At 72.8% G+C, this 25845-nt stretch carries 20 protein-coding genes; 13 read left to right on the top strand and 7 right to left on the bottom strand.

Annotation, left to right across the window (positions count from 1 at the left end):
• Positions 1-2 precede the first annotated feature (2 nt).
• Together ACZ619_RS35490 and ACZ619_RS35485 are read left to right on the top strand one after the other, a co-directional pair.
• Complete coding sequence (locus ACZ619_RS35490) at positions 3-788, top strand: TIGR03084 family metal-binding protein (protein WP_469607991.1); 786 nt, start codon at positions 3-5, stop codon at positions 786-788.
• A gap of 4 nt (positions 789-792) precedes the next feature.
• The gene (locus tag ACZ619_RS35485; RefSeq protein WP_469607989.1) at positions 793-2214 is read left to right on the top strand and encodes an amidase; all 1422 of its coding nucleotides are present in this window, start codon (positions 793-795) and stop codon (positions 2212-2214) included.
• Positions 2215-2269: 55 nt separating this feature from the next.
• On the opposite strand, the gene ACZ619_RS35480 is transcribed toward ACZ619_RS35485, so the two are convergent.
• Together ACZ619_RS35480 and ACZ619_RS35475 are read right to left on the bottom strand one after the other, a co-directional pair.
• Positions 2270-3700: an amidase gene (locus tag ACZ619_RS35480; RefSeq protein ID WP_469607986.1), complete on the bottom strand. Its 1431-nt coding sequence runs from the start codon at positions 3698-3700 to the stop codon at positions 2270-2272.
• Between the two features lie 280 nt (positions 3701-3980).
• Complete coding sequence (locus tag ACZ619_RS35475; protein ID WP_469607984.1) at positions 3981-4946, bottom strand: Lrp/AsnC family transcriptional regulator; 966 nt, start codon at positions 4944-4946, stop codon at positions 3981-3983.
• Between the two features lie 327 nt (positions 4947-5273).
• Here ACZ619_RS35475 and ACZ619_RS35470 point away from each other — a divergent pair, with 327 nt between their 5' ends.
• Positions 5274-6656 (top strand): NAD(P)/FAD-dependent oxidoreductase, encoded by a 1383-nt coding sequence (locus tag ACZ619_RS35470; protein WP_469607981.1) that lies wholly within the window; start codon positions 5274-5276, stop codon positions 6654-6656.
• Positions 6657-6735: 79 nt separating this feature from the next.
• Here ACZ619_RS35470 and ACZ619_RS35465 read toward each other — a convergent pair whose 3' ends face one another.
• Complete coding sequence (locus ACZ619_RS35465; protein WP_469607979.1) at positions 6736-7371, bottom strand: TetR/AcrR family transcriptional regulator; 636 nt, start codon at positions 7369-7371, stop codon at positions 6736-6738.
• 76 nt (positions 7372-7447) lie between these two features.
• Between ACZ619_RS35465 and ACZ619_RS35460 the strand changes: the two genes are divergently transcribed.
• The 8 genes from ACZ619_RS35460 to ACZ619_RS35425 all read left to right on the top strand — a co-directional run bounded on the left by ACZ619_RS35460 (position 7448) and on the right by ACZ619_RS35425 (position 17384).
• Entirely contained in the window at positions 7448-9112 is a 1665-nt protein-coding gene (locus ACZ619_RS35460; RefSeq protein WP_469607977.1) for a CocE/NonD family hydrolase, read from the top strand.
• Between the two features lie 206 nt (positions 9113-9318).
• The gene (locus ACZ619_RS35455; protein ID WP_469607975.1) at positions 9319-10941 is read left to right on the top strand and encodes an ABC transporter substrate-binding protein; all 1623 of its coding nucleotides are present in this window, start codon (positions 9319-9321) and stop codon (positions 10939-10941) included.
• Between the two features lie 3 nt (positions 10942-10944).
• A complete protein-coding gene (locus ACZ619_RS35450; RefSeq protein ID WP_469607972.1) occupies positions 10945-11904 on the top strand; it encodes an ABC transporter permease in 960 nt (319 codons plus the stop codon).
• A complete protein-coding gene (locus ACZ619_RS35445) occupies positions 11901-12770 on the top strand; it encodes an ABC transporter permease (protein WP_469607970.1) in 870 nt (289 codons plus the stop codon). The genes ACZ619_RS35450 and ACZ619_RS35445 overlap by 4 nt, the downstream gene beginning before the upstream one ends.
• Positions 12767-13753, top strand: coding sequence for an ABC transporter ATP-binding protein (locus tag ACZ619_RS35440; RefSeq protein WP_469607967.1), 987 nt, complete (start codon positions 12767-12769; stop codon positions 13751-13753). The genes ACZ619_RS35445 and ACZ619_RS35440 overlap by 4 nt, the downstream gene beginning before the upstream one ends.
• Entirely contained in the window at positions 13750-14568 is an 819-nt protein-coding gene (locus ACZ619_RS35435) for an ABC transporter ATP-binding protein (RefSeq protein ID WP_469607965.1), read from the top strand. Before ACZ619_RS35440 ends, ACZ619_RS35435 begins: the two co-directional genes overlap by 4 nt.
• Complete coding sequence (locus ACZ619_RS35430; protein ID WP_469607963.1) at positions 14562-16232, top strand: CocE/NonD family hydrolase; 1671 nt, start codon at positions 14562-14564, stop codon at positions 16230-16232. The genes ACZ619_RS35435 and ACZ619_RS35430 overlap by 7 nt, the downstream gene beginning before the upstream one ends.
• A gap of 21 nt (positions 16233-16253) precedes the next feature.
• The gene (locus ACZ619_RS35425) at positions 16254-17384 is read left to right on the top strand and encodes a class II histone deacetylase (protein WP_469607960.1); all 1131 of its coding nucleotides are present in this window, start codon (positions 16254-16256) and stop codon (positions 17382-17384) included.
• Positions 17385-17591: 207 nt separating this feature from the next.
• Here the strand turns inward: ACZ619_RS35425 and ACZ619_RS35420 are convergent, their stop codons facing one another.
• Entirely contained in the window at positions 17592-18209 is a 618-nt protein-coding gene (locus ACZ619_RS35420; protein WP_469607958.1) for a TetR/AcrR family transcriptional regulator C-terminal domain-containing protein, read from the bottom strand.
• Positions 18210-18583: 374 nt separating this feature from the next.
• Between ACZ619_RS35420 and ACZ619_RS35415 the strand changes: the two genes are divergently transcribed.
• Positions 18584-20068, top strand: a complete 1485-nt coding sequence (locus ACZ619_RS35415) for an APC family permease (RefSeq protein ID WP_469607955.1) — start codon at positions 18584-18586, stop codon at positions 20066-20068.
• A gap of 158 nt (positions 20069-20226) precedes the next feature.
• A complete protein-coding gene (locus ACZ619_RS35410) occupies positions 20227-21177 on the top strand; it encodes a tetratricopeptide repeat protein (protein ID WP_469607953.1) in 951 nt (316 codons plus the stop codon).
• A 74-nt stretch (positions 21178-21251) separates the two neighbouring features.
• Here the strand turns inward: ACZ619_RS35410 and ACZ619_RS35405 are convergent, their stop codons facing one another.
• Genes ACZ619_RS35405 through benC form a run of 3 tightly spaced genes read right to left on the bottom strand, consistent with a single transcriptional unit; the run spans position 21252 to position 25837 of the window.
• The gene (locus tag ACZ619_RS35405; protein ID WP_469607951.1) at positions 21252-23993 is read right to left on the bottom strand and encodes a helix-turn-helix transcriptional regulator; all 2742 of its coding nucleotides are present in this window, start codon (positions 23991-23993) and stop codon (positions 21252-21254) included.
• Between the two features lie 30 nt (positions 23994-24023).
• Positions 24024-24800: a benzoate diol dehydrogenase BenD gene (gene benD / locus ACZ619_RS35400; RefSeq protein WP_469607949.1), complete on the bottom strand. Its 777-nt coding sequence runs from the start codon at positions 24798-24800 to the stop codon at positions 24024-24026.
• Positions 24797-25837, bottom strand: a complete 1041-nt coding sequence (gene benC, locus ACZ619_RS35395) for a benzoate 1,2-dioxygenase electron transfer component BenC (RefSeq protein WP_469607946.1) — start codon at positions 25835-25837, stop codon at positions 24797-24799. Before benC ends, benD begins: the two co-directional genes overlap by 4 nt.
• Positions 25838-25845 lie beyond the last annotated feature (8 nt).

Below are 25845 nucleotides of genomic sequence, written 5' to 3'. Positions count from 1 at the left end.
GCATGGCCGTCCCCCTCCGCCGGCTCACCGACGACCTCGACGCCGAGTCGGCCGATCTGCGACGCCTGGTCGCACCGCTGGACGAGACCGACTGGCGGCTGCCCACACCGGCGGCCGGCTGGTCGGTCCTGGACCAGCTCACCCACCTCGCCTACTACGACGAGGCCGTGGTGACGGCAGCCCTCGACCCGGAGCGGTTCGCCGCGGAGGCCGCCCGGCAGCCGCAGCCGACCCCCGACGACATCGCCGCCCGCCACCGCTCGCTGTCCGGCGCGGACGCGCTCGACTGGTACGACCGGGCCCGCGGCCGGCTGATCGAGGTGTTCGCCGGCCTCGACCCGAGCACACGGCTGCCCTGGTACGGACCGCCGATGAGCGCGGCCACCTGCCTGACCGCCCGGATCATGGAGACCTGGGCCCACGGCCAGGACGTCGCCGACGCCCTCGGCATCACCCGTGAACCGACCGCACGCCTGCGGCACATCGCCCATCTCGGCGTACGGACCCGGGAGTTCAGCTACACCGTCAACGGCATCGAGCCGCCCGGGACACCGGTCCGGGTGGCGCTCTCCGCACCGGACGGGGCGGTGTGGACCTGGGGACCGCCCGAGGCGAGCTGCCGGGTGGAGGGCACGGCCCTGGACTTCTGCCTCGTCGTCACCCGGCGCAGGACCCCCGAGCGGACCCGCCTGCTCACCCTGGGCGACGAGGCGGCCCGATGGCTGCGGCTCGCCCAGGCCTTCGCGGGCCCGCCGTCGGCCTCTTCCCCATCCGACAGAAGGAGCTGAGCAAGTGACCACCGCACCCCTCTGGGAGCGCACCGCCGCCGAACTGACGGCCGCCGTCCGCAGCCGCGAGGTCAGCGCCGAGGACGTCGTACGGTCGTTCCTCGACCGCATCGAGCAGACCAACCCACGGCTGAACGCGCTGGTGGAGGTCCGTCCCGACGAGGCGCTGGAGCAGGCGCGGCAGGCCGACCGGGCCGTGGCCGCCGGCGAACCGCTCGGGCCGCTGCACGGCGTACCGGTCTCGGTCAAGATCAACACCGACCAGCGCGGTCACGTCTCCACCCACGGCGTGGAGGCCTTCAAGGCCGCTCCTCCCGCGTCGCAGGACGCCGCGTGCGTGGCCGCCCTGCGCGACGCCGGGGCGATCCTGCTGGGCCGGAGCAACGCGCCCGCGTTCTCGCTGCGCTGGTTCACGGCCAACGCCGCGCACGGGCGCACCCTCAACCCCTGGGACACCGGCCGTACTCCGGGCGGCTCCAGCGGTGGTGCCTCCAGCAGCCTCGCCGCCGGGATGACCCCCCTCGCGCAGGGCAACGACATCGGCGGCTCCATCCGGCTGCCGGCCGCCTGTTGCGGGGTGGTGGGACTGAGGCCGACCGCGGGTGTGGTCTCCGAGTGGTCCGGAGGGCCCCGCCTGGACTTCCCTCTCAGCCCCCAGTACATGGCGGTGGAGGGACCGCTCGGCCGGACCGTCTCCGACGTGCGGCTCGCGCTGCGGGTCATGAGCACACCGGATCTGCGCTGCCCGGCGGGTGTTCCCGCGCTGCCCTCCCCGGAGCCCCGGACGCCCGGACGGGTCTCGGTGGTGCGCGGGATCGGCACCGTGGCCAACGCCCCCGCCGTGGACGCGGCGCTGGACGACGCGGTGGCCAAGCTGACCGACGCCGGGTACGAGGTCGAGGAGACCGACGGGCTGCCCCTGCTGGCGGAGGCGGCCCGGCTCTGGCAGCTCCTGCTGTTCGAGGACCTCAGGGCGACGATGCTGCCCGACATCCACCAGGTCGGGGACGACGAGATCCGGACCGCCATGGAGTACTACTACGCGGCGGTGGCCGAGGAGTGGACCGAGCGTCCGTCGCTGGAGACCTACGTCAGGGGCTGGGCGAGAAGGGGATCCCTCATCGTCCAGCTCCAGGAGTTGCTGGGCGGCGGACGGCTTCTGCTCACCCCCGTGACCGCCGAGCCGGCGTTCGAGCAGGGCGCCGACCTGGTGTCGGCCGAGCGGACCGCGGAGCTGATGCGGGCGGTCTGGCCGATGACCTCCGTGCCCGTGCTCGGCTTCCCCGCGGTCACCGTGCCCACCCTGCTGTCGGACGGCCTGCCCACGAGCGTCCAGCTCATCGGCGGCCGGTTCGACGAGAGCGGCATCCTGGCGGCGGCCGAGGCGATCGAGGCGCGCACCGAGCGCTTCGCCCCGGCGCTGTAACGGGTGATCCCCGCCGTGCGGCCCCCGGGAGTCGTCCCGGGGGCCGCACGGCGCGTCAGGCGCCCGTGGCCGCCAGCGGGGGAGTGCGGTCCACCCAGTGGGTGGCCTGCTCGTAGGCGTGCCCCAGCTGGAGCACCGCCAGGTCCGCCCGGTGCCGGCCGATCAGCTGGACCCCCATGGGCAGTCCCCGCTCCCCGAAGCCGACCGGCATCCCAAGGACCGGCAGCCCGGTCAGCGACCAGCAGGCCACGGTCTCCATCCAGCGGTGGTACGTGTCCATCGGCCGGCCGTCGATCTCGGCGGGCCAGTGCACCCCCTTGTCGAACGGGAAGACCTGCGCCGACGGGGCGAGCACGAAGTCGTAGCGCTCGAAGAGCCGCTGCACCGCCGCGTACAGGTCGGTCCGGGCGGCGGCCGCCGCGGCGACGTCGAGCCCGTTCAGCCGGAGCCCGTTCTCGATCTCCCAGACGGCTTCGGGCTTGAGCAGCGCGCGCCGCTCCTCGGGCCGGTGAAGGTCGTGTCCGGCCGCCGCGTTGCCCCACCAGCGCCAGGTCAGGAAGGTCTCCCAGATCCGCTCCGGGGCGAAGTCGGGAAGCGCGCTCTCCACCGAGCAGCCGAGGGACTCGAAGACGGCGAAGGAGGACTCGCACAGCTCCAACAGGCCGGGCTCGGTGGCCAGACGGCCGTTCCAGTCCCCGACCCAGGCGATCCGGGCGCCCCGGAAGTCGCGTTCGAGGGACCCGGCGAAGACGGCGGGGTCCTCGTCGACGGCCAGGGGCGAGCCGGGGTCGGGGCCGGCCAGCACGGACAGCAGGGCGGCCAGGTCCTCGGTGGTACGCGCCATCGGCCCCACGACGGCCGGCGAGACCAGGAAGCCGGGCTCGGGCACCCGTCCCGCGCTGGGCCGCAGGCCGAAGACGTTGTTGAAGGCCGCGGGGTTGCGCAGCGAGCCCATGAAGTCGCTGCCGTCCGCCACCGGCACCATCCGCAGGGCCACGGCCGCCGCCGCGCCACCGCTGCTCCCGCCCGCGGTCAGGGCCGGTTCGTAGGCGTTGCCGGTGGTTCCCCAGACCGGGTTGTAGGTCTGCGAACCGAGCCCGAACTCAGGGGTGTTCGTCTTGCCGACGAAGACCGCTCCGGCGGCCCGCATCCGGGCCACGAACAGCTCGTCCTCGGCGGCCACCCGGTCCGCGAACAGCGGGGAACCCATGGTGAAGGGCAGCCCGGCCGCGGCCGCGAGGTCCTTGACCGCGTGCGGGAAGCCGTGCATCCACCCCAGGTACTCGCCTCTGGCCAGCTGTTCGTCCCGCTCGCGGGCCTGGGCGAGGGAGAGTTCCGGGTCCTGGAGGCCGACGATGGCGTTCACCCGTGGGTTCACCCGCTCGATGCGGTCCAGGTACGCCTCCATGACCTCGACGCAGGAGAGGGCGCGCTGCCGGACGGCCCGGGACAGGGATACGGCGTCGAGGGCGACGATGTCGTGCACGAAGTGCCTTTCTGGACGCGAGGGAGCCACGGCGAAGCGGTCGTGCGGGCCCCTGGATCCGGTCCGCCGGGAGCCTGTCCACGGGCAGGGCGGGGCGCCACGGCCGCTGCGGCGCGATGCCCGGGGCCGCGAAGGAGGGGGAGTTGACGGCGCACGCACCCCGGCCCGGGACGGCCCGGGGTGCCGGACCTGCCCTCATCGTGGAGCCGTCCGGCGTGAATAGTCAAGATGACGTCAGTGATTGACTGGATGGTTCATTTCATCGACCGCAAAGGCTGATTCAGTCATCGGTCGCTGTACCGCTGCGCTTGAAGGCCCGGATCACCAGCTGGGTCTCCACCGCCGCCGCCTCCGCCATCCACGCGGCGCCGCCCAGACAGTCCAGAAGGGCCGCCCTGGACGGCTGGGCGACATGCACCAGCAACTGGTGTTCACCGGTGACGACCGCCGCGTAGCGCACCAGCGGATCGCGGGCGGCCAGCGTGCCGACCCGCTCGACCGCGTCGGGGCGGGTGCGCAGCCAGAGCAGTGCCTCCACCGGAAGCCCGAGCAGCGCGGGGTCGACGGAGGCCCGGATGCTGATGACACCGGCCTGGAGCAGTGCCTCGACGCGTCTGCGCGCCGTGGCCTCGGACATGCCCGCGAGCGCCGCGAGTTCCTCGTACGGCAGGCGGCCGTCCGCCGCGAGGGCGGCGACGATCCTCTGTTCGCCGGGATCCAGGACGAGGTCGGGCGCGCTCGCCGAGGGGTCGTCCCGGTCCGGGAAGCGGCTCAGCCCGGCGACCTCGTCCGGGGTCAGGATCCCGGGCTGCCAGCCGCGTACCGTGCGGTGGTAGCGCAGCACCGGTGCCACCGCCCTGGCCGTCAGGCCGGGCAGCCGGGGGAGGTCGTCGAGCGTGAGCGCCGCGAGACGGCCGGCCGGGCACTGGAGTTCGGCCACGCAGTCGCCCGCGCCGCTCAGCACGTAGGTGAAGACCGAGTCCGGCCGTCGGGCCACGGCCCGCGCCGCGGCGACGACGGCGTCCGGGGCGCAGCCGAACCGGACGACGACGGTCTCCCCGGTGGCGACGAGCGCCGCCACGGTGACGAGCCGTTCCGCCAGCAGGCGCCGGCCGCGCCGGGCCACCGTCCGCTCGGACTCGCCGAGGACGCGGGCGACATTGCTCCAGCCGGCCCGCCCGTCGATCTGGAGTGCGGCCACGATCCGCCGGTCCAGGGCGTCCAGGCCGTGCTCGTTCGTGCTCACGGACGGCAGCCTAACCAGCCGCGCTCCGGCCCGGGGGCGGGCCGCGGCACTTACGACAACGCTATTGACGATAGGGGTGCCGTCAGGGTTGCATGCCCCAAGTGGCCGCGGACGAGCGTACGTTCGCCTGCCGTATGCCTCGGCCGTGTCCGCCGGGGCGCGGCCCCGCGCGGCGTGGAGATCCCGCACGCTCTCCGCGCGCGCCGGTACAGCCGCGTCCGTCGCCCCTCGGACGGCGGTGCGTCCGGCGTTCCCGCCGGGGCGGCCGCCCCTCGTCCTCCGCAGCAGCACAGCACCGAGCCTCCTCGGGAGGCTGACAGGAGTTCCATGCCCACCGACCGCGAAACGCCCGCCGAGGAGGCGCTGGCCGAGGCCAGACCCGTCCCGCTCTGGCTGGACACCCCGGACCGCCCGGCTCCCCGGCCGCCCCTGACCGGCGAGCACACCGCCGACCTGCTGATCGTCGGCGGCGGCTTCACCGGCCTGTGGGCGGCCGTGCGCGCCAAGGAGCGGAACCCGGAGCGCGAGGTGCTCCTCGTGGAGGGCGACCGCGTCGCGGAGCACGCCACCGGGCGCAACGGCGGCTTCTGCGAGGCCAGCCTCACCCACGGCGAGCCGAACGGGCTCAGCCGCTGGCCCGAGGAGTACCCGGTCCTCGAACGGCTCGGCGCCGAGAACCTCGCCGGCATCGCCGCGACGGTCGAGAAGTACGGCATGCAGTGCGCGTACACCCCCGGCGGGGTCCTCGCCGTGGCCACCCGCCCGCACACCGTGGCGGCCCTGGAGCCCGGCACCGACGGCTACCTGGACCAGGACGCCGTACGCGGGCTGGTCGGTTCGCCGACCTACCTCGCGGGGCGGCTGCACACCGAGAGCTCGGCGACGGTGGATCCCGCGCGCATGGCGTGGGAGCTGGCCCGGGTCGCCGAGTCGCTCGGGGTGCGCATCGCCGAGGGCACCCGGGTCGCACGGCTGCGCAAGGGCCCGGACGGGGTGACCGCGGAGTGCGGCGCGGCCCGGGTCCACGCCGCTCGGGCGGTGCTGGCCACCAACGTCTTCACCTCGCTGCTCGGGGCCCGGTCGCTGGCGGTCGTCCCCGTCTACGACCACGTGCTCGCCACGGAGCCGCTCACCCCCGAGCAGTGGGAGTCGGTCGGCTGGACCGGGTCCTACGGCATCGCGGACACCAACAACCAGTTCCACTACTACCGGCGCACCCCGGACGGCCGCATCCTCTGGGGCGGCTACGACGCGGTCTACCACTTCGGGCGCGGTATCCGCCCCGAGTACGAACAGCGCGAGCAGACGCACCGGTTGCTGGCCCGGCACTTCTTCGAGACCTTCCCCCAGCTCGCCGGGGTGCGGTTCACCCACCGCTGGGGCGGTGTCATCGACACCTGCTCACGGTTCACCGCGTTCTACGGCGTCACGCACGGCGGCCGGGTCGCCCACGCCGCCGGATTCACCGGGCTGGGTGTCGGCGCCTCCCGGTTCGCCGCCGACGTCATGCTGGACCTGCTGGCCGGCGAGGACACCGAGCGCACCCGGCTGCGCATGGTGCGGGAACGGCCGGTGCCCTTCCCGCCCGAGCCGTTCGCCTGGGCGGGCATCCAGCTGACCCGCCGCGCCATGGCCCGCGAGGACGAGACCGGCCGGCGGTCCCTGTGGCTGAAGCTCCTCGACCGCCTCGGACTCGGCTTCGACTCGTGAACCCGGCGGGCGGTGGTCCGTCCGGCGGACGCTGCCCGGAGCCGCCCCCGCCGGAGCGGGCGGTGCGTACGGCGCGCGCTCACGAACCGCCGTCGGCGCCCGCTCCGCCACCGCCCTCGTTCCCGGGGCGCGCGGGGGCCCGCAGTGACTCCACCATTCCCATCGCCAGGTTCTTCATCCCGGACTGCCGGGACGCCGGAAAGGGCAGCCCGGTCAGCGCGGAGTGCCCGAACGCCATGCAGATCAGGGCGTAGGCGAGCTGGAGGCTCTCCGCCGAGCCGCATCCCGGGACCGACTCGCGGACGACCTTGGCGATCTCGCGCTCCAGCCGGCTGTAGCTGTCGTAGATGCGGCCGCGCAGCCGGACGTCCTGCACCGCGCCGCTGATCAGCGCCTCGATCACGGGATCGTCCTCGTTGCGGGCCATCTGCGGCCCGAAGAGGTAGTCCACCAGCGCCGGCAGCGCGGTTCCGGGCTCCCGCCCCGCCAGGGCCTCGCCCGTCGACGCAAAGTAGGGCGTCATGACGTGGTCCCACAGCGCGTCGATCAGCTGGTCGCGGTTGCCGACGTAGTGGCGGATGTGCGAGCGGCTCATCCCCGACATGCCGGCGATCCGCTCCAGGGTGCTCGCGGCCAGCCCGTACGTGGCCACCGACTGCGCGGCTGCCTTCAAGATCTCTGCCCGCCGCTGGTCGGCGAGGCTCGGCCTTCCCACATGGCCCCCTTCGGTCTAGATTCCTTGTCACTCCCGACAAAGAACATCTGAACGCTCAGTGTAAGGAGACCAAAGTATGTCCCTCGTGTCAGCGACCCCCGAGTCGGTACCGGACTGGGCCGAGACCCATCTCGTCGCCATGCGGGACGGTGTCCGCCTCGCGACGGACGTGTACCGCCCCGCCGGTGCCGCCGCCGCCCTGCCGACCGTTCTCGTGCGCCTGCCGTACGACAAGAACAGCAGGTACGTCTTCATGGAGTCGGTCGCGCGGCGGCTGGTGGCCTGGGGCTACGCCCTGGTCGTCCAGGACGTGCGCGGCAAGTTCCGCTCCGAGGGCGAGGCGCTCGGGCTGGTGAACGAGGCGCCCGACGGTTACGACACCATCGAGTGGATCACCCGTCAGCCCTGGTCGGACGGCCGGGTGGGGATGTTCGGCGACTCCTACTACGGCTTCACCCAGTGGGCCGCCGCCAGCATGTCGCATCCGGCGCTGCGGGCGATCGTGCCGCGGGTGACGTCCGTGGACATGCCCTCGTTCGCGCCCTTCGAGCAGGACACCGTGGCCGACGTGCCCTGGGGCGCCTTCGCCGCCTACATCGCCGGCTGCTGGAGCGGGCGCTGGCTGCACGAGCGCGAGTTCGACTACGGGCGGGTGCCGCTGACCGAGGTCTTCGAGGACGCCTTCGAGGCCATCGGGGAGCGGGCGGCCTGGTACGACCGGGTGGTGCCGGAGCGCGTCCCGGCGGAGATCTTCCCCAAGGACCACCCGTTCGACGCCCGGCCGATCCCCACGCTGCACGTCGTGGGCTGGTACGACAACGTGCTGCCGCACTCGATGCGCGACTACCGGGCGCTGATGAGCCGCCCCGGCCACGCGCCCCTGCAGTACCTCTACGCGGACTCCATCGACCACGAGAACTACCACCTCTCGATCGCCCCGGTCGCGGAGCCGGACGACCACAACGTCGGCGAGGCCGCCCTGGAGCGGATGCTGGACATCTACCTGGATCCGGCGATCGAGTTCTTCGACGCCTTCCTGGCCGAGCGCGCCGATCCCGAGGCCGTTCCCCGGGTGCGCTGGCACCTGGGCCACGCCGGATGGCGGGAGGCCGCCTCCTGGCCGCCGCCGGAGTCCGTCACGCGCACCCTCTACCTGACCGGCCTGGCGGCCGCCGAGGGCGCCGGCACCGGACTGCTCGCCACGGAGGCGCCCGGCCGCGACGAGTCCGTGAGCTGGACGCACGACCCCGCCGACCTGGTTCCCTCGGCCGTGGGCAACTCCTTCGCCGTCCTCTTCGAGTACCCCGACGAGCGTGCGACGGGCGACCGGCCCGACGTCCTGCGGTTCGACGCGCCCGAGGCGGAGCACGACGTGGATCTCGCGGGCCCGGTCGACCTCCACCTGCGGGTGGCGGCGGACGCGCCGACCGCGGACGTCTGCGTCAAGCTCCTCGACGTCGCCCCGGACGGCTCCTGCCGGATGATCAGCCGGGGCCAGGGAGTCCTCACCGCTCCCGGCGCGGACCGCCTCGTCCGGCTGGAGATGACGCCCACCGGGTACCGGCTGCGCCGCGGGCACCGCTTCCGGCTGCACATCGCCGCCAGTGACTACCCGGAGTTCGCGCCGAACCCCGGCACCGACGAGAACCGCTGGAGCGCCGCGCACCGGGTGCCGATCCGGCAGACCCTGCACACCGGAGCGGTCCTGCCGAGCCGTCTGGAGCTGCGGATCCTTCCGTGAGCCGGGAGAAACATCGAATTTTCTTCGTCACCATTGACAAAGAATCGTGGCGGCGAAGACTCTAGTACCCCGCGGATTCATCCGCCCGCAACAAACTTTTCGGCCAGCCACGCATCCAGTGAGCGGTCGGCATATGGGTGACTGCCCATTCCTCCTCTGGCGCCCGCATCCCTACGGCCCGCTTCAGCACATCGAAGGGTCCACTCATGAAGAACACCTACAAGGCCTCGCTGGCCGCCACCCTGGTGGGTGCGTGCGTCCTCACCGGATGCGCCGGCAAGAGCACCTCGGCCGACAAGCAGACCAAGAACCGGACCATCACCACGTCGGTGCCCGCGGCGACCAAGAGCGTGAGCACGGTCAACTGGAACCTTCCCACGGGTGAACCGTCGACCCTCGACCCCGCGCTGTCGGCCACCGAGTCCGTCAGCACCGTCGTGGGCAACATGTGCGAGTCCCTCTTCACCCTCGACAAGAACTCCGAGCCGCAGCCGGCCCTGGCCACGGAGATCGACCACCCGGACTCCCTGACCTACGTGATCCACCTGCGCGACGGCGTCAAGTTCTGGGACGGCAAGCCGGTCACCGCCGAGGACGTCCTCTACAGCATCAACCGGGTGCTCGACCCGAAGACGGGCTCGTCCTGGATCGGCTGGTCGACCAACCTCGACAGCATCAAGGTCACCGGCTCCACGCAGCTCACGATCAAGCTGAAGAAGGTCGACGCCCTGGTGGCCGACTACTTCGCGATGCCCGCCTTCACCGTCGTGGAGAAGGCCTTCGCCGAGGCCGCCGGCAAGGACTTCGGCACCGCCAAGGGCGGGGTCATGTGTACCGGCCCCTACAAGCTGGACAAGTGGTCGCAGGGCCGCAACATCGTCCTGACGCGCAACGACGCCTGGTGGAACACCGAGGTCAAGCCCAAGGTCAAGACCCTGCGCTTCAGCTTCGTCTCCGACCCCTCCGCCCAGACCGCCGCCCTGGCCGGCGGTGACATCGACGGCGAGTACACGGCCCCCGGCGCGGCCCACGAACAGCTCGCGAAGAAGGGCAACATGCTCTTCGGCAAGAGCCTGTCCCCGACCTTCCTGTCGGTGCTCAACGCCAAGGGCGCCCTCTCCGACCCGGCCACCCGCCAGGCGCTCCAGAGCCTCATCGACTACCAGGGCATCGTGAAGTCCGTCTACGACGGCACCGCGCAGCCGCTGCGCGCCCTGGTCCCGCCCTCGGCGTGGGGTTACGGCAAGGACGTCTACCAGGCCGCCTACGACAAGCTGCCCGCTCCGGCGCAGAACCTCGAGAAGGCCAAGTCGCTGGTCAGCAAATCGGCCAAGGCCAAGCAGAAGATCGTCCTGGGATACACCTCGGCGAGCGAGGAAGAGACCAAGATCGCCACGGTGATCGCCGACGCCGCCACCCAGGTCGGCATGAACATCGAGCTGAAGCCGCTCACCGCCGAGCAGTTCGGCGCCATCTTCTCCTCGGCCCAGGCCCGTGCCGGCATCGACATATTCCTGGTGAGCGGCTACCTGGACTTCCCCGAACCCCTCACCTACTACGGCTACTTCACGACCGGCAACTTCTACAACTTCGCCGGTTACAAGAACAAGGCGTACGACAAGGCCATCACCACCGCGCAGACCACCGAGGACGAGGACAAGCGCGCCGAGCTGGTCAGCCAGGCGCAGGCGATCATGGCCAAGGACCTGGCCAACATCCCGATCGTCACCCAGTACGTCAACGTCTACTACCGCAAGGGCCTGACCGGTCTCGTCCCGCGGCAGAACTACCTGTACACCCCCTGGGCCACCAGCCTTGGCGGTGCCTGACCCATGCTCCGCAGCATCGCCCCCTGGGTGGGCAGGCGCCTCCTCGGCGCCCTGCTCACCCTGGTGGTGGCATCCGTCATCATCTACAGCACGTTGCGGCTCGTCCCCGGCGATCCCGTGCTCGCCCTGGCCGGCGGTCGCCGCCTCACCGCCGCGCAGCTCGCGGCCCTGCGCCACAGCTACGGTCTCGACCAGGGCTTCGCCCAGGGCTACCTGGCCTGGATCACCGACGCGCTCCACCTCGACCTCGGCAGGTCGCTGGTCTACCAGACCTCCGTCACCTCACTGCTCACCAGCAGACTGAGCGTCTCGGGGCTGCTGATCGTCTACTCGGCACTGCTGGCGACGGTCTTCGGGCTCGGCGTCGGACTGCTCTCCGCCGTCAAGGGCGGGCTCGTCAACCGCGCCGCCTCGGTGCTGGCCTCCGTCACCACCGCCACCCCGACCTTCCTCGCCGCCATCGGCCTGCTCACGGTCTTCTCCGTCGACCTCGGCTGGTTCCCCGCCACCGGCGCGGGCACCGGCTTCGGCGACCGGATCTGGCACCTGACCCTGCCCGCCCTCGCCATGGCCATCGCGGTCTTCGGTGTGCTCGCCCGGCTCGCCAACGTGGCCTTCGCCGAGGAACTGGGCCGCGAGCACGTGGAGGTCGCGCGCAGCCGGGGCATCGGCGGGGGAGCGGTGATCGCCCGGCACGTCGTGCGCAACGCCCTGCCGCCGCTGCTCACCGTCATCGGCCTGCTCGTCGCGACCCTCTTCGTCGGCACCGCCGTCGTGGAGACCGCGTTCGGCCTCGACGGCGTCGGCTCCCTGCTCGTCCGGGCGGTCAGCCGCCGGGACTTCCCCGTCGTGCAGGGCATCGCCCTCATCGCCGTGGCCCTGTTCGTCGTCGTCAACACCCTGGTGGACCTGGTGACCCCCTTCGTCGATCCCCGCGTCACGAGCGGAGGACCGGCACGATGACGTTCACGATCCCCGCACTGCGGGCCAAGTCGGCGCGCAAACGCCGCCGTCGGCCGCTCAGCCTCACCCTGGCCGCCGCGTTCCTCGCCCTGGCCGCGCTGACCGCGCTGCTGGCACCCGTCCTGGCACCGCACTCGCCGGACGCCACGAGCCTGCTGGACTCGCTGCTGCCGCCCGGCAGCCCGGACCATCTGCTCGGCACCGACTCCACCGGCCGGGACGTGCTCTCCCGGCTCATGTACGGGGCGCGGCTGTCCCTGCTCGCCCCGCTGGGCGTGGTCCTGCTCTCCGCCCTGCTGGGCACCACGATCGGACTGGCGGCCGCACGGGCCGGCGGCTGGGCCGACGCGGTCCTCTCCCGCGGCATGGACATCGTCTTCGCCTTCCCCAGCATGCTGCTCGCGATGCTGGTCGTCGCGGTCTTCGGGCCGGGGGTGGTGGCGCCGGTGTGCGCCCTCGCCATCAGCTACACACCGTTCATCGGGCGGATCGTGCGCAGCGTCGCCCTCCAGGAGAGCGCCAAGCCGTACCTGGAGAGCTACCGCGTCATGGGCTTCGGCGAGATCTGGGTGACCGTCCGTCACCTGCTGCCCAACGTGCTGCCGGTGGTGATCGCGCAGAGCGCCCTGTCCTTCGGCTACGCGCTGGTGGACCTCGCCTCCCTGTCCTACCTGGGCCTGGGCGTGCGCCCGCCGGCCTCGGACTGGGGCTCGATGATCAACGAGGCGCAGAGCGCCATCCTCCAGGGCTCGGCCTGGACCGGCCTGGTACCGGGCGTGGCCGTGCTGCTGACGGTGGTCAGCGTGAACGTCATCGGTGAGCACGTCGGCGCCTCCATCGGCCGCAAGGGAAGTGAGGGGGCATGACCGTGCTCACCGAGGAGAAGGACACCGCGCGGGAGACCGCACTCCACATCGAGCGACTGAGCCTGTCGATCGGCGCCACCCCGCTGCTGGCCGACGTCAGCGTGCGCGTCGCCCACGGGGAGACGGTCGGACTGGTCGGCGAGTCCGGTTCCGGCAAGTCCCTCACCTCCAGGACCGCGCTCGGCATGCTGCCCCGGGGCGCCACCGCCACCGGTGCCGTCCGGGCGGCGGGCCTGGACGTGCTCACCGCGAACAAGGCCGCGCTGCGCGACCTCCGCCGCACCCGGGTGTCGATGATCTTCCAGGACCCCCGGTCCTCCATCAACCCGGTGCGCCGCGTCGGCCACTACCTCACCGAGGGCCTGCGCGCCCGCGGCACCTCCGCCCAGGAGGCGACCGAGCGGGTACTGGAGCTGCTGGACCAGGTCGGCATCCGCGATCCGCGGGGCGCGCTGCGGCGCTACCCCCACGAGTTCTCCGGCGGCATGCTGCAACGGGTGATGATCGCGGGCGCCCTGTCCACCGAACCCCGGATGCTGCTGGCCGACGAGCCGACCACCGCGCTCGACGTCACCACCCAGGCCGAGGTCGTCACCCTGCTCAAGCGCCTCCAGCGGACCCACGGCACCGGAATGCTGTTCGTCACCCACGACCTGGACCTGGCCGCCGCCATCTGCGACCGGATCTACGTCATGTACGCGGGCCGCATCGTCGAAGAGGCCACCAGCGAGCAGCTGTTCGCGGCGCCCTCCCACCCGTACACCAAGGCCCTGCTGGAGGCGAGTCCCTCGGTGCACGGCGACAAGGCCGTGATCAAGGCGATCGAAGGACGGCCCCGGGCCCTGTCCGAGGCGCCGGAGGGCTGCGCGTTCCGCGACCGCTGCCCGCTGGCCGACGGCGACTGCGCCACGCAGGTACCCGCTCTCCGCCCGCACGGGACGTCGCTCGCCGCGTGTCTCCGCCCCGAACAGGTGACGCCATGACCACACCCGTGCTCAGCGTGACGAACCTGGTGAAGAGGTTCAAGGACTTCACCGCCGTCGACGACGTGAGCTTCGACCTGCCGTCCGGCGCCTCGCTCGGCATCGTCGGCGAGTCCGGCTCCGGGAAGACCACCACCGCCCGCATCCTCGCGGGCCTGGAACAGGCCACCTCCGGAACCGTCCAGTTCGACGGCGAACAGGTCACCGCCCGCTCCCGCCGGGACCGGCTGCACCACGCCCGCCGGCTCCAGATGATCTTCCAGGACCCGTACGCCTCCTTCGACCCCCGGCTGACCATCGCGGAGTCCGTCACCGAACCGCTGCGCCTGCACCGGACGGCTCCGGGCCGCGAACAGGAGCGCGTCACCGAGCTGTTGAACCAGGTCGGCCTCAGCACCCGGGCCGGACGGTCCCGGCCCCGCGAGCTCTCCGGCGGACAGCGCCAGCGCGCCGCCATCGCCCGCGCGCTGGCGGTCGAACCGCGCGTCCTGGTCCTCGACGAGGCCGTCGCCGCGCTCGACGTCTCGATCCAGGCCCAGATCCTCACCCTGCTCGACGAACTGCGCCGCGAGACCGCCATCTCCTACGTGTTCGTCAGCCACGACCTGGCGGTCGTCCGCTACATCACCGACTCGGCCATCGTCATGCGCCGCGGCCGGGTGGTGGAAAGCGGACCGACGGAGCAACTCCTGCGCGACCCCCAGCACCCCTACACACGCCTGCTGCTGGACTCCATTCCGTCACCCGACTGGGATCTCGACCGGGTGGCGGAAGACCGCCGCGCGCTGGACACCTACGGAGAGAAAGCATGTTGAACGTCACCCATGTCGGCCCCGGACCCGAGCCCGAGGACGCCCGGCAGGTCATGGTCCCGATGCGCGACGGCGTCCGCCTCGCCGCCGACCTCTACACCGCGGACGCCGACCGTCCCGGCGCGGTGATCCTCGTACGGCTGCCGTACGACAAGGACGGCTCCTACTGCTTCATGCCCGACGTCAGCCGCTACTTCACCGCCCGCGGCTACCACGTCCTGGTGCAGGACGTCCGTGGCAAGTACCGCTCCGAGGGCGCCACCGAGTTCGCGCGCCACGAACCCGACGACGGCTACGACACCATCCAGTGGATCACCGAGCAGCCCTGGTCCGACGGGAACGTCGTGATGTGGGGGGACTCGTACTACGGGTACACCACCATCGCCGCGACGATCAGCGGCCACCCGGCCCTCAAGGCGATATCGCCACGGGTCACCGGCTCCCAGCTCGCCATGACGCTCACGTACGACGACGGCACCGGCGACGTGGAACAGACCACGCGCAAGGGCTACTTCGCCACCCACTACGTGGACGCCGACCACTACGAGTGGGAGCCCGACTGGAGCGTCCGCCCGCTGCGCGACGTCTTCGAGCCCTTCTTCGACCAGCTCGGCAGTCGCTCGCCGAATTTCGACGCCGAGTTCACCGGCGACTCCCCGTTCGTGCCCCGGCCGGTGAGCGCCCTGGCCGGGAGCACCCCCGTGCCCGCCCTCTACACGATCGGCTGGTTCGACAACTGCGCGGTCTGGTCGTGGAACGACGTACGCGCGCTGCAGCGCACCCCCGCCTGGGCCGAGCACCTGTACCTCCGCCTGGAGGCCATCGACCACGAGAACTACTGGCTGGGCCACGCGCCGGTGGGCCCGGAGAACGACCACAGCACCGAGCCGGCCGCCCTGGCCCGGATGCTGCCCCGGTACCTGGACCCCTCGATCGAGTTCTTCGACGCGATCCTCGGCCGGTCCGCCGAGCCCCTGCCGCGGGTGCAGTACGAGGTGTGCCACGGTGACGGCGACTGGCGCACCGACACCGCCTGGCCACCGCCGAAGGCCGCCGAGTACGAGTACCACCTCGCCCCCGACACCCTCGCCGAGCAGCCGCCCGCCGAGGAGAGCCGGCTGGCCTGGACCCACGACCCGGCCGACCTGGTGCCCTCGGCCGGCGCCAACCCGTTCGCCATGCTGCTCGACCGCGCCGACCTGGCGCCGGTCGGCAAGCGCGACGACGTTCTGCACTTCGTCGCTCCGGCGGTCGAGCGGGACACCGACCTCGTCGGCGCCGTGACCCTCACCCTGCGGCTGAAGGCCCCCGAGGGCGCGAACGTCCACACCCGTCTGCTGGACGTGACCCCCGACGGCGAGGCGTACCTCGTCACCTACGGGCAGGCCCGGCTCGACGCCGGGGCGCGGGGCGGCATCACCGCCGTCGACCTCCAGAGCGTCGCCTACCGTCTGCGGGCCGGGCACCACCTCGCCCTGGACGTCATGAGCAGCAACTTCCCGGACTACGTCCCCGAGGCGGCCGCCGGCACCGACCCGTGGACGGCGCTGCCGGGCGGGCCGGTCACCCGCGAACTGCTCACCGGCGGCCCGGCGGCGGCCTCCTGCCTGCGCATCGGCGGCACGGACATCGACAGCCTCCGGCGCGCCGGCACCACCACCCCCTGAGGCCCCAGCACACGGAGAACCATGCACAACGACCGAAGCGGCGCCGCCCGCCGGGTGGGCTTCGTCAGCCACGAGCAGTACTTCTGGCACCAGTCCGTCGTCGCCGTGGGCGGCGACATCGAACCCGGCGCCGAACTGGAGACCCCCACCCCCCGGCGCCGGCTGCTCGGCCTCCTGGCCAAGTCGGGCCTGCTGGCCCTGACCCGTCCCCTCACCCCGCTCGACCTGGAGCGCGCGGACCTCCTGCGTGCCCACGACCCCGGCTACCTCGACGCCTTCGAGCGGCTCTCCGCGGCCGGCGGCGGCGAACTCGGGGACTTCGCCGGGTTCGGGCCCGGCGCCTACGACACCGCCGTGCTCAGCGCGGGAGGCGTGGCCGAGGCGGTGCGCGCCGTCACCGCGGGGGACGTCGACACGGCGTACGCCCTCGTCCGCCCGCCGGGACACCACGCGGAGCGCGACCGCGCCCGCGGCTACTGCCTGCTGGCCAACCTGCCCATCGCCCTCCTCAAGGCACGCGCCGACCAGGGGCTGCGCCGGGTCGCCGTGGTCGACTGGGACGTCCACCACGGCAACGGCACGCAGAGCATCTTCTACGACGACCCCGACGTCCTCGCGATCTCCCTGCACCAGGAGCGGCTCTACCCGCACGACTCGGGCACGGTCGCCGAGACCGGCACCGGCGACGCCGTCGGCACCACGGTCAACGTCCCGCTGCCCGCTGGCAGCGGACGGGGCGCGTACGAGTACGCCTTCGACACCGTCGTGGAGCCCGCGCTGCGGGCGTTCCGCCCGGACCTCGTCGCGGTCGCGTGCGGGTTCGACGCCGGCGGTCTGGACCCGAACGGCCGGATGGCGCTGTCGGCCACCGCGTTCGCGACCCTGACCCGGCGCCTGCTGGAGGTGGCCGGCGAACTCTGCGGCGGCCGGCTCGTGCTGGCGCAGGAGGGCGGCTACTCCCCGCTGCACGTCCCGTTCTGCGGCGCACAGACGCTGAGCGCCCTGCTGGACGTGAGCGGCCTGGTCACCGACCCGTTCGCCGGTATGGACGAGTCCCCGGAGCAACCGCTCGCGCCCCACCAGAAGGCCGCCGTGGACACGGCCCGCCGAGCGGCCCACGACAGCGGCGCCCTACCGGCCGCGGCCGGGTAGCCGCGTCGAACCGGCCGGCGTCGCCGGACCGGCCGGGCACCGGGACGAGGTCATCGGCCGCGTCGCAGGCGCGAGGCCGCGCGCACGGGGCCGGTGGCCGGTGGCCGATGTCGCGGGCCCCGTCGGCGTGACCCGGGCACCGTGCCCTTCTCCGGAGAGCCGCGGCCGGCGCGGCGCCGGGCGGTGGTCGGACCCGGTCCGGTTCGCTCAGGCGGCATCGTCCAGCACGGCCGCGAACCCCTTCAGCATCGCCCGCAGGCCCGCCTCGAAGGCCTGGGTGGCGCGGTGCTCGCCGCCGGGGGTGCTGTCGAGCGCGGCGCTCAGGTACGGGGCGGAGTCGTGGTCGACCATCGAGAGCATGACCGCGGGCGCGACCAGGTCCAGGGCCGAGCCGAGCACGAAGCTCTCCAGGGCGGTGATGAGGGGCATGACCTGGGGGAGCGGGAACCCGGCGTCGGAGAGGGTCCGCGCGACGTTGTCGTAGACCGTGTGCATGAACGTCTCGGAGAGCGGTGCCACGGCGAGGATCGGGATCGCGCCCGGGTGCGCCGCGAAGCCGTTGAGGTAGGCCCGGGCCCACTGGTCGAGGACCTCCTCCCAGGTGCCGGAGTAGGGCTCCTCCATACCGGTCTCGCGCAGCAGTTCCTCACGCATCAGCGCGATGATCTCGTCCCGGCCCCGCACGTGGTGGTAGAGGGCGGACGGGGCCACCCCCAGGGATCTGGCGAGTCCCGGGATGGTCAGGGAGCCTTCGTGGTCGGCCAGTCGCAGGGCCGCTCTGCCGATGACGGCGCGATCCAGCAACGGCGTCCTGGGGCGTCCCATCGGGCTCCTTCTCGGTCCGGCTCGGCTGAGTCCGGGGGGAGGTGGCGCGCGGCCTCCCCCTCCGCGGACACCCGGCGTTAGCGGATCGTTACCGAATGCCATTCAGTAAAGACTTCCCCACGGGCTGTGATGTCCTTAGATTAGCCGTACTGAATGCCTTTCAGTTTGGTGCCCGGGGCGCACGGTTCGCCCTGTGGTGTGCTGCAGCGCGGCCGCACACCGGTCGCGCTCCAGGGCCCGCCCACCCCGTCCACGGCCCGCCGCCCACGGCACCAGTGACCGACAGACCCACCGTCGCCCGGCAGCCGTGTCCACGAGATCGAGGCCCCCCGGTCGCCGGGTGACCCACTCGCCCCTCGTGGAGACAGACCCTCATGACCCACAACTACGTGCCTCCGGCTCCCCCTTCGGCAGCGGGCGTCGATGCGGAGGCCGGCGCGCACCTGCAGCGCAACCTGCTCGGCGTCAGCGACATCGTGTTCTTCGTGGTCGCCGCCGCGGCCCCGCTCACCGTCATGGCCGGAGTGGCACCGCTCGCCATCCTCCTGGGCGGCATCGGAGCGCCCGCCAGCTATCTCGCGGTCGGCGTGACCCTCCTGCTGTTCTCGGTGGGCTTCACCGCCATGACCCCCTACATCCGCAACGCGGGAGCCTTCTACTCCTACATCGCGCGAGGCCTCGGCCGCCCCGCGGGCGTCGGCGCCGCCTACCTCGCCGCGTTCTCCTACAACGCCATGCAGATCGGCATGTACGGGGCCTTCGGCTTCTTCTCGGCCACCACGCTGAACGACATGGCCGGCATCGATCTGCCCTGGCCGGTCTACGGGTTCCTCGGCATCGTCATCGTCTGGTTCCTCGGGTTCCGCTCGATCAACCTGGGCGCCAAGGTCCTCGCGGCCCTCCTCATCGCCGAGACGGCCATCCTGGTGCTGCTCGCCGCGGCCGTGCTGATCGACGGCGGAGCCTCCGGCCTGACCTTCGACTCGTTCGCACCGGCCCACGTGTTCACCGGCGACATGGTGGCCCCGGTGCTCATCGCCGCGGCGGCCTTCATCGGCTACGAGGCCACCGTGATCTACCGCGAGGAGGCCCGCCGCCCCGACCGGACCATCCCGAAGGCGACCTACGTCGCCGTCGCCTTCCTCGCGCTGTTCTACACCTTCATCTCGTGGATCATCATCCAGGCGTTCGGCAGCGACCGGGTCGTCGCCGCCGCGGCCGAGAACCCCTCCGAGCTGTTCTTCGTCGCCATGGACAAGTACGTCGGCGGATGGGCGTCCGACGTCCAGCGCATCCTCATCGTGACCAGCCTCCTGGCCGCCCTGCTCGCCTTCCACAACACGATCACCCGCTACTGCTACGCGCTCTCCGCCGAGCGGGTCTTCCCCGCCCCGCTGGCCCGGGTCCACCTCTCGCACGGCTCGCCGTGGATCGCGGGCGTCGTCCAGTCCGTCCTCGCGGCCATCGTGGTCGCCGTGTTCGTGCTGAGCGGTGTCGACCCCTACTCGGAGTTCTTCCTCTGGGTGAACACCCCGGGGATCGTGGGCATCATGACCCTCCAGACGCTGGCCGCCGTCGCCGTCGTGGTCTTCTTCCGCCGCAACCCGCCCCAGCGCGGGGAGAGCTCCTGGCGCACGCTGATCGCGCCGGCCGCCGCGGCGGTCCTGCTCGCCACCGGCACCACGATGGTCGTCAAGCGCCTGGACCTGCTGACCGGTGCCGGGGACGGCGTCAACCTGACCCTGGCCGCCCTGACCCCGGTCGTCTTCGTGATCGGCCTGGTCGCCGCGCTGCGCCTGCGCAACCGGCGTCCCGACGTCTACCAGAAGCTGGGCACGACCGAGATCGACGCCGGCTGACACCGGCCGACCGGACGGGGCCGGGCGGCCCGATCCGGGTGGACCGCTCGCTCGCACCGAGCCGGCACCAGGTCCGCCCCGCCCCGTCCGCAGCACCCGGTCCCCGGACCCGTCCCCCGTACCGCCCACTCCGCCCGATCGGACCTGCCACCGGAACCGTGATATTCAACCGACGTAGAAGAGCAACTCCCCGTCTCGCCCCGGAACTCGACGATGTCGACCTCGGCAAGGTCTGCCGCCAGCTGGACGTCAGGAACAACGCACGCGCCCGCCCCGTCGTCGGGCCGCTCGTGGAACGGCTCCTCAAGGAGACCGGCCGGGACTGGGACCGCCGCTCGCACCGGCTGGCCGTCCTGGCCTCCATGACCCGGCCCGGCGCTCAGGAGTCCTGGGCCCAGCAGGCCTCCGACAGTGCCGAGGCCATGAACCTGTACGCCTGGGGGGCGATGACACGGGGCGCGCGCACCCCGCTCTCCTACGCCGAGGTCTCCGCCGCCCTGGACGCCTGCCGCAAGGCGGCCCGGCTGGATCCGTCCGACCCCAGCCCCTGGGTCGCCCAGCTGGGGCTGCTGCGCCAGTGGCGCCGGCCCACCGACGAGGTGTTCCCGGTCTGGGACGAGATCGTCTCGCGCGACCCCTGGCACCGCGAGGCGCACGTGCAGATGTTCGGCTACCTGTCGGCCGACGAATGCGGCTCCCACGCCCAGGCCATGGAATTCGTCGACCAGGTGCGGTCCAGCGCGCCCGCCACCGCACCGACGGTGGCCCTGCCGCTGGTCTCGCTCGTCGACCGCTACTTCCGGCTGCTGGCCCAGGGCGGCCTCAACGCCCTGATGGCCGACCAGTTCTGGTCCGGACACGAGGTGGACGGCGTGCTCAGCGAGGGGCTCACCCACTGGTCGCGCCCCGGCCACCTCCAGCACGCCGAGGCGCTGCGCGACCTCAACCTGCTGGCCTTCGCGCTGCTCGCGGCCAAGCAGACGTCCCTGGCCGCCCCGGTGTTCGAGGCCATCGGCGGCGTGGTCACCCCGGTCCCGTGGGGGCACGGAGGCCAGGACCCGGTGGACGCGTTCACCAACGCCTGGCAGCGCACCGACCCGTCCCGCTGACACCCGGTGGTCCACGGGCGGCCCGCCCGTGGACCACCCGGCCCGCGCCCGGAACCCGCCGACGGCACCGCGGCCTACCCCACCGACTCCCGGAAACGGGCGGCCAGTTCGCTGCGCGAGCGGACGCCGAGCTTCCCGTAGACATGGGTGAGGTGGTACTGGACGGTCTTGACGGAGATGTACAGCTCCAGCGCCGTCTGCTTGTTGGTCGCGCCCGCCGCCACCAGCCGTGCCACCTCCCGCTCCTGCGGAGTGAGCCGGGCCAGTCCCGGTGCGAGCCGGGCCGCGTGCAGACCGCCGGCCTGGAGCTCCCGGTCGCAGCGGGCCACGTAGGTGAGCGCGCCGAGCGTGGCGTACAGGTCCCGGGCGTGGTGCAGCACCGCGTCCGCCTCACGGCGCTTCCCGGCCCGGCGCAGCGTCTGCCCGTAGGCGAAGTTCACCCGGGCACGGTCGTACGGCAGCGGAAGCCCCTCCAGCCGGGCCAGCGCCTCCTCGAACCGGTCACGGGCGGCCTCGGTGTCACCGCGCGCCCCGGTGAGCCGTCCGCGGGCCAGACCGAGCCGGGCCGACGACGAGCGGTGCCCCCGTTCGGCGGCCAGTTCCTCGTACGGCGTCAGGAACGCGTCGGCCTCGTCCAGCTCGCCGGTCATCACCAGGGCGTTGGCGTACACGTCCTGCCAGGGCCAGAACCCCGGTTCGTCTATCGAGGCGCGCGAGGGCAGCTGGACGACGGGTTCGAGGGCGTCCAGGACCCGCGCGTAGTCCCCGCGGGCCTCGGCGACCTGCGCCCGGGCCAGGCAGGCGGGCACCAGCATCACCTCGTAGTGGTGCGGAGCGGCGGCGGCCTCCCGGAGGTGGTGCTCGGCGGCGTCCCAGTCGCCGCGCAGGGCGTGGATCTGGGCGGCGGTCCAGTGCACCGTGGGCCGGACCAGTTCGATCCTCGCCTCGGCCAGCCGCGCGGCCGCCTGCTGCACCGTCTCCAGCGCCTCGTTCCAGGCGCCCAGCGCGAACTGGGTGCGGGCCAGCCAGCCCTGCGCCCACAGGGAGATCCGGGTGGAGCCCATCCGGTAGCCGGTCGGTACCGCCGCCTCCAGCCTGCGGCGCGCCGACTCGGGTGCGTCCAGGGCCAGTTCGATCCAGCCCCGGCCCAGCTGGAACCGCTGCGGCTGGGCTCCGCCGGGCATCCGGGCGGCAGCCGCCTCATAGGCCTGGACCGCTTCCCGGGTGCGGCCCGCGGCGGCCAGACCGAGGCCCAGGACGGCCTCCGACTCGACGGCGGAGGGGTCGTCGGGGTCCGCGAGCTCCAGCGCCCGGCGGGCCCAGGAGACCAGTTCGGGGCCGTCCCAGCGGCCCAGGGCGTGCAGCACCCGGCGCTGGCAGATCCTGGCCACCAGGTCCGGGCGGTGCCGGGTGTCGCAGCGGTCCCAGGCGCTGGTGAGGAAGGTCTCGGCCTCGGCGGGCCGGCCCCGCATGATCGCCAGGTAGCCGAGGACGACCTCGCGCAGGGTGCTCGGGGCGAAACTCTCCAGTTCCGCGGCGAACACCGCGGCCTGCGGCACGTCACCGGCGCCGATCATGGCCTCCGCCGCGCGCAGCAGACGGTTCTCCCGCTCGGGTCCGGCGGCGCTCAGGCGGCTGGCCCGCACCAGGGCCTCGGCCGCCGAGGCCCACTCGCCCGCCGCGGCGCGCTGCGCCGCGTACCGGTCGAGTTCCGCCGCGAGCGCGCCGTCCGGGGCGGTGCTCGCGGCGACCCGGTGCGCGAGACGGCGGCCCCGGTCCTCGGTGAGGCCCGCCGCGGCGCGGTGCAGCGCGGCCCGCCGGGACAGGCCGAGTCCGCCGCGGACGGCGGCCCGGACCAGGGGGTGGGTGAAGGCCAGCAGCAGCCGTCCGGGCTCCACCGCGGCCGTGAGCAGCCCCGTCGCACGGGCCTCGTCCACGGCGGGCAGCGGATCGTCGAGGCCCGCCAGGGCGGACACCTCGGTGAGCGTGGCGTCGTCCAGGCCGGAGCACGCCTCGACGAGCGCCCGGGTGGCCGGGGCGCACCGGGCGAGCCGGTGCCGTACCGCCGCCGAGTAGCGGCCGGGCGCGGGCAGTTCGGGCTGCCAGTCCTGCCAGGTCTCGGGCGGCAGTTCGCGCAGCAGCTGCTCGATGTGGCGGGGGACTCCGCCGGTGTGCCGGCACAGCTGCCGCGCGGCCGGCACCGTCAGGGTGACACCGCAGGTCTCCCGGGCCAGCAGCCGGGTCTCCTCCGGCGTGAACGCGACGAGCCGGACCGCGTGGTCCCGCAGACCGTCCAGGAACTCCATGCCGGACAGGACGGACGCCGGTACCTCCTGGCTCTCGTCCGTCACCTCGCTCAGGGTGGAGCGGGCGACGAGGACGACGAGAACCCGGTCGTGCCGCATCCGCCGCACGGCGGACCGGATCGCGCGCAGGCTCTCCACGTCCGCCCACTGCGCGCCGTCGACGACGACCACCAGCGGGTCCCGTTCCTGCCGGGACGACCAGCGCCGGTGCAGCTCCTGCCCCGTCTCCGACAGCGTGCCGGGGGAGTCGGACCGGATCAGCTGCCGGGCCACCGCCAGGGGCAGGTCCGACTCCCAGGAGACCCCCGTGACCCGTTCCACGACGCAGGAGGCCGCCGACGGCAGCCGCAGGACGTGTTCGACCAGAGCCGTCTTGCCGATGCCCGCCGGGCCGTCCACCAGGACCAGCCCCGGCCGCCCCGCCAGTGCGGCCTCGATCGCCCGGGTCAGCGCGGCGATCCCGTCCCGCCGCCCGATCAGGCGGGCCTCTGGGCCGGAGCGGTCAGTCATGAACCAGCACGCTAACACCGAAGGCGCTGGTCACCCCAGGTCTCCGCCGGCGACCGGCAGTACCGTGCCCGTGATGTACGACGCCTCGTCGGACGCCAGGAAGCAGATCGCCGCCGCCTGCTCGTCGAGAGTGCCGTAGCGCTTGAGCAGGCAGGAGCCGAGCGTCTGGTCGATATGGGCCTGGAACCAGGCCTTCTCGCGCTCGTTCCGCGGGATTGGCGTGCCGCGGGAGATACGGCGCGGCGGAGCCTCGGTGCCGCCGGGGGCGGTCGCGACCACCCGGACGCCGGCGTCCGCGTACTCGAGGGCCAGGGAGGCGGTGAGGGCGTTCACCCCGCCCTTGGCCGCGGAGTACGGGATGCGGTGGATGCCGCGGGTGGCCGCCGACGAGACGTTGACGATGGTCCCGCCGCCCTGTCCGACCATGACCGGAAGCACGGCCCGGCAGCACCACAGGGTCGGCATCAGCGAGCGGCTCACCTCGGCCTGGATCTGGTCCGCGGTGAACTCGGTGAACGGCTTGAAGTTGATCGCACCGCCGACGGTGTTGACCAGGACGTCCACCCCGCCGAGCCGCTCCACCGCGTGCGCGACGGTCTCCTCGGCGCCGGCGTAGCCCTCCAGGTCGGCCGTGACCGCCCGCGCCCCGATCTCCTCGGCCGCCTCCTTCACCAGCTCCGAGCGGTCGACGAGCAGCAGGGCCGCGCCCTCCGACGCCATCCGGCGGGCGACGGCGAGGCCGATGCCCTGGGCGGCGCCGGTGACGACGGCCCGCTTGCCGGCGAAACGGCCGTCGGGCGTGCTCACGCGGCCTCCGCACCCACGCGGGCGAGTGCCGGCGTGAACTTCTCGTAGTGGAAGCCCGCCGGGCTCACCCCGAGCTCGGCGACGTGCTTGCGGACCCCCTCCACCATGGTCGGCGGACCGCACAGGTAGATGTCCACGTCACCGTCGTGCAGCGTCGAGGCGTCCATCAGGTTCGTGACGAAGCCCTTGTTGCGGGCCGTGGTGGCGGGGTCGGCGACGCAGTGGTCGAAGGTGAGGCCCGGGATGACCTCGGCGTAGTCCTCCAGGGTGTCGAGGTGGACCAGGTCCTGGTCCGTGGTGACGCCGTAGAGCAGGTGGATCGGCTGCCCCGACGGCTTGCGGGCCGTCTCCTCCAGCATCGACAGCAGCGGGGCCAGGCCCGTGCCGCCCGCGAGCAGCAGGAGGGGACGGGTGACCTGGCGCAGGTAGAAGCTGCCCATCGGGCCGGTGAACTCGACGCGGTCGCCGACCTGGGCCCGGTCGGCGAGGTAGCCGGACATGGCACCGCCCGGCACGGTCCGCACCAGGAACGAGATCCGGCGCTGCGCGGGCCCCGAGCTGAACGAGTACGAGCGGGCCTGGTCCGTTCCCGGCACGGCGATGTTGACGTACTGGCCGGGGAGGAAGTCCAGCGCGTCCCGGTCGTCGGCGTCGAGGGCGAACTCGACGGTGGTGGCCGAGTGCCGCCGGATGCCGGCGACCGTGGCGGCGTGCGCCGACGGTCCGGTCTTCGCCGAGGCGGCGGAGGCCGGGACGCTCAGCACCAGGTCGCTGCGCGGGGTCATCTGGCAGGGCAGGCAGTAGCCGGACTCCGCCTCGTCGTCGCTCAGCGCCTCCTCGATGTAGTCGCCGCCGTCGTAGGAACCCGACTCGCACAGCGACTTGCAGGTACCGCAGGCACCGTCACGGCAGTCGAGGGGGATGTTGATGCGGGCCTTGTAGGAGGCCTCGGCGACGGTCTCGTCCGGCCGGCACTCGACGAACCGGGTGACGCCGTCCTCGAAGTTGAGGGCGACCTGGAAGGACTGGGTGGGCATGAGGGTGC

The organism is Streptomyces sp. NPDC104367, assembly GCF_055583825.1.
This window is presented reverse-complemented; position numbering and strand designations above follow the sequence as displayed.

Bases quoted from the DNA above. Each gene is read 5' to 3' on its own strand.
- ACZ619_RS35415 (WP_469607955.1), top strand. From the start codon at position 18,584: ATGACCCACAACTACGTGCCTCCGGCTCCCCCTTCGGCAGCGGGCGTC.
- ACZ619_RS35420 (WP_469607958.1), bottom strand. From the start codon at position 18,209: ATGGGACGCCCCAGGACGCCGTTGCTGGATCGCGCCGTCATCGGCAGA.
- benC (WP_469607946.1), bottom strand. From the start codon at position 25,837: ATGCCCACCCAGTCCTTCCAGGTCGCCCTCAACTTCGAGGACGGCGTC.
- ACZ619_RS35460 (WP_469607977.1), top strand. From the start codon at position 7,448: ATGTCCCTCGTGTCAGCGACCCCCGAGTCGGTACCGGACTGGGCCGAG.
- ACZ619_RS35430 (WP_469607963.1), top strand. From the start codon at position 14,562: ATGTTGAACGTCACCCATGTCGGCCCCGGACCCGAGCCCGAGGACGCC.
- ACZ619_RS35405 (WP_469607951.1), bottom strand. From the start codon at position 23,993: ATGACTGACCGCTCCGGCCCAGAGGCCCGCCTGATCGGGCGGCGGGAC.
- ACZ619_RS35490 (WP_469607991.1), top strand. From the start codon at position 3: ATGGCCGTCCCCCTCCGCCGGCTCACCGACGACCTCGACGCCGAGTCG.
- ACZ619_RS35455 (WP_469607975.1), top strand. From the start codon at position 9,319: ATGAAGAACACCTACAAGGCCTCGCTGGCCGCCACCCTGGTGGGTGCG.
- ACZ619_RS35450 (WP_469607972.1), top strand. From the start codon at position 10,945: ATGCTCCGCAGCATCGCCCCCTGGGTGGGCAGGCGCCTCCTCGGCGCC.
- ACZ619_RS35435 (WP_469607965.1), top strand. From the start codon at position 13,750: ATGACCACACCCGTGCTCAGCGTGACGAACCTGGTGAAGAGGTTCAAG.
- ACZ619_RS35425 (WP_469607960.1), top strand. From the start codon at position 16,254: ATGCACAACGACCGAAGCGGCGCCGCCCGCCGGGTGGGCTTCGTCAGC.
- ACZ619_RS35445 (WP_469607970.1), top strand. From the start codon at position 11,901: ATGACGTTCACGATCCCCGCACTGCGGGCCAAGTCGGCGCGCAAACGC.
- ACZ619_RS35440 (WP_469607967.1), top strand. From the start codon at position 12,767: ATGACCGTGCTCACCGAGGAGAAGGACACCGCGCGGGAGACCGCACTC.
- ACZ619_RS35470 (WP_469607981.1), top strand. From the start codon at position 5,274: ATGCCCACCGACCGCGAAACGCCCGCCGAGGAGGCGCTGGCCGAGGCC.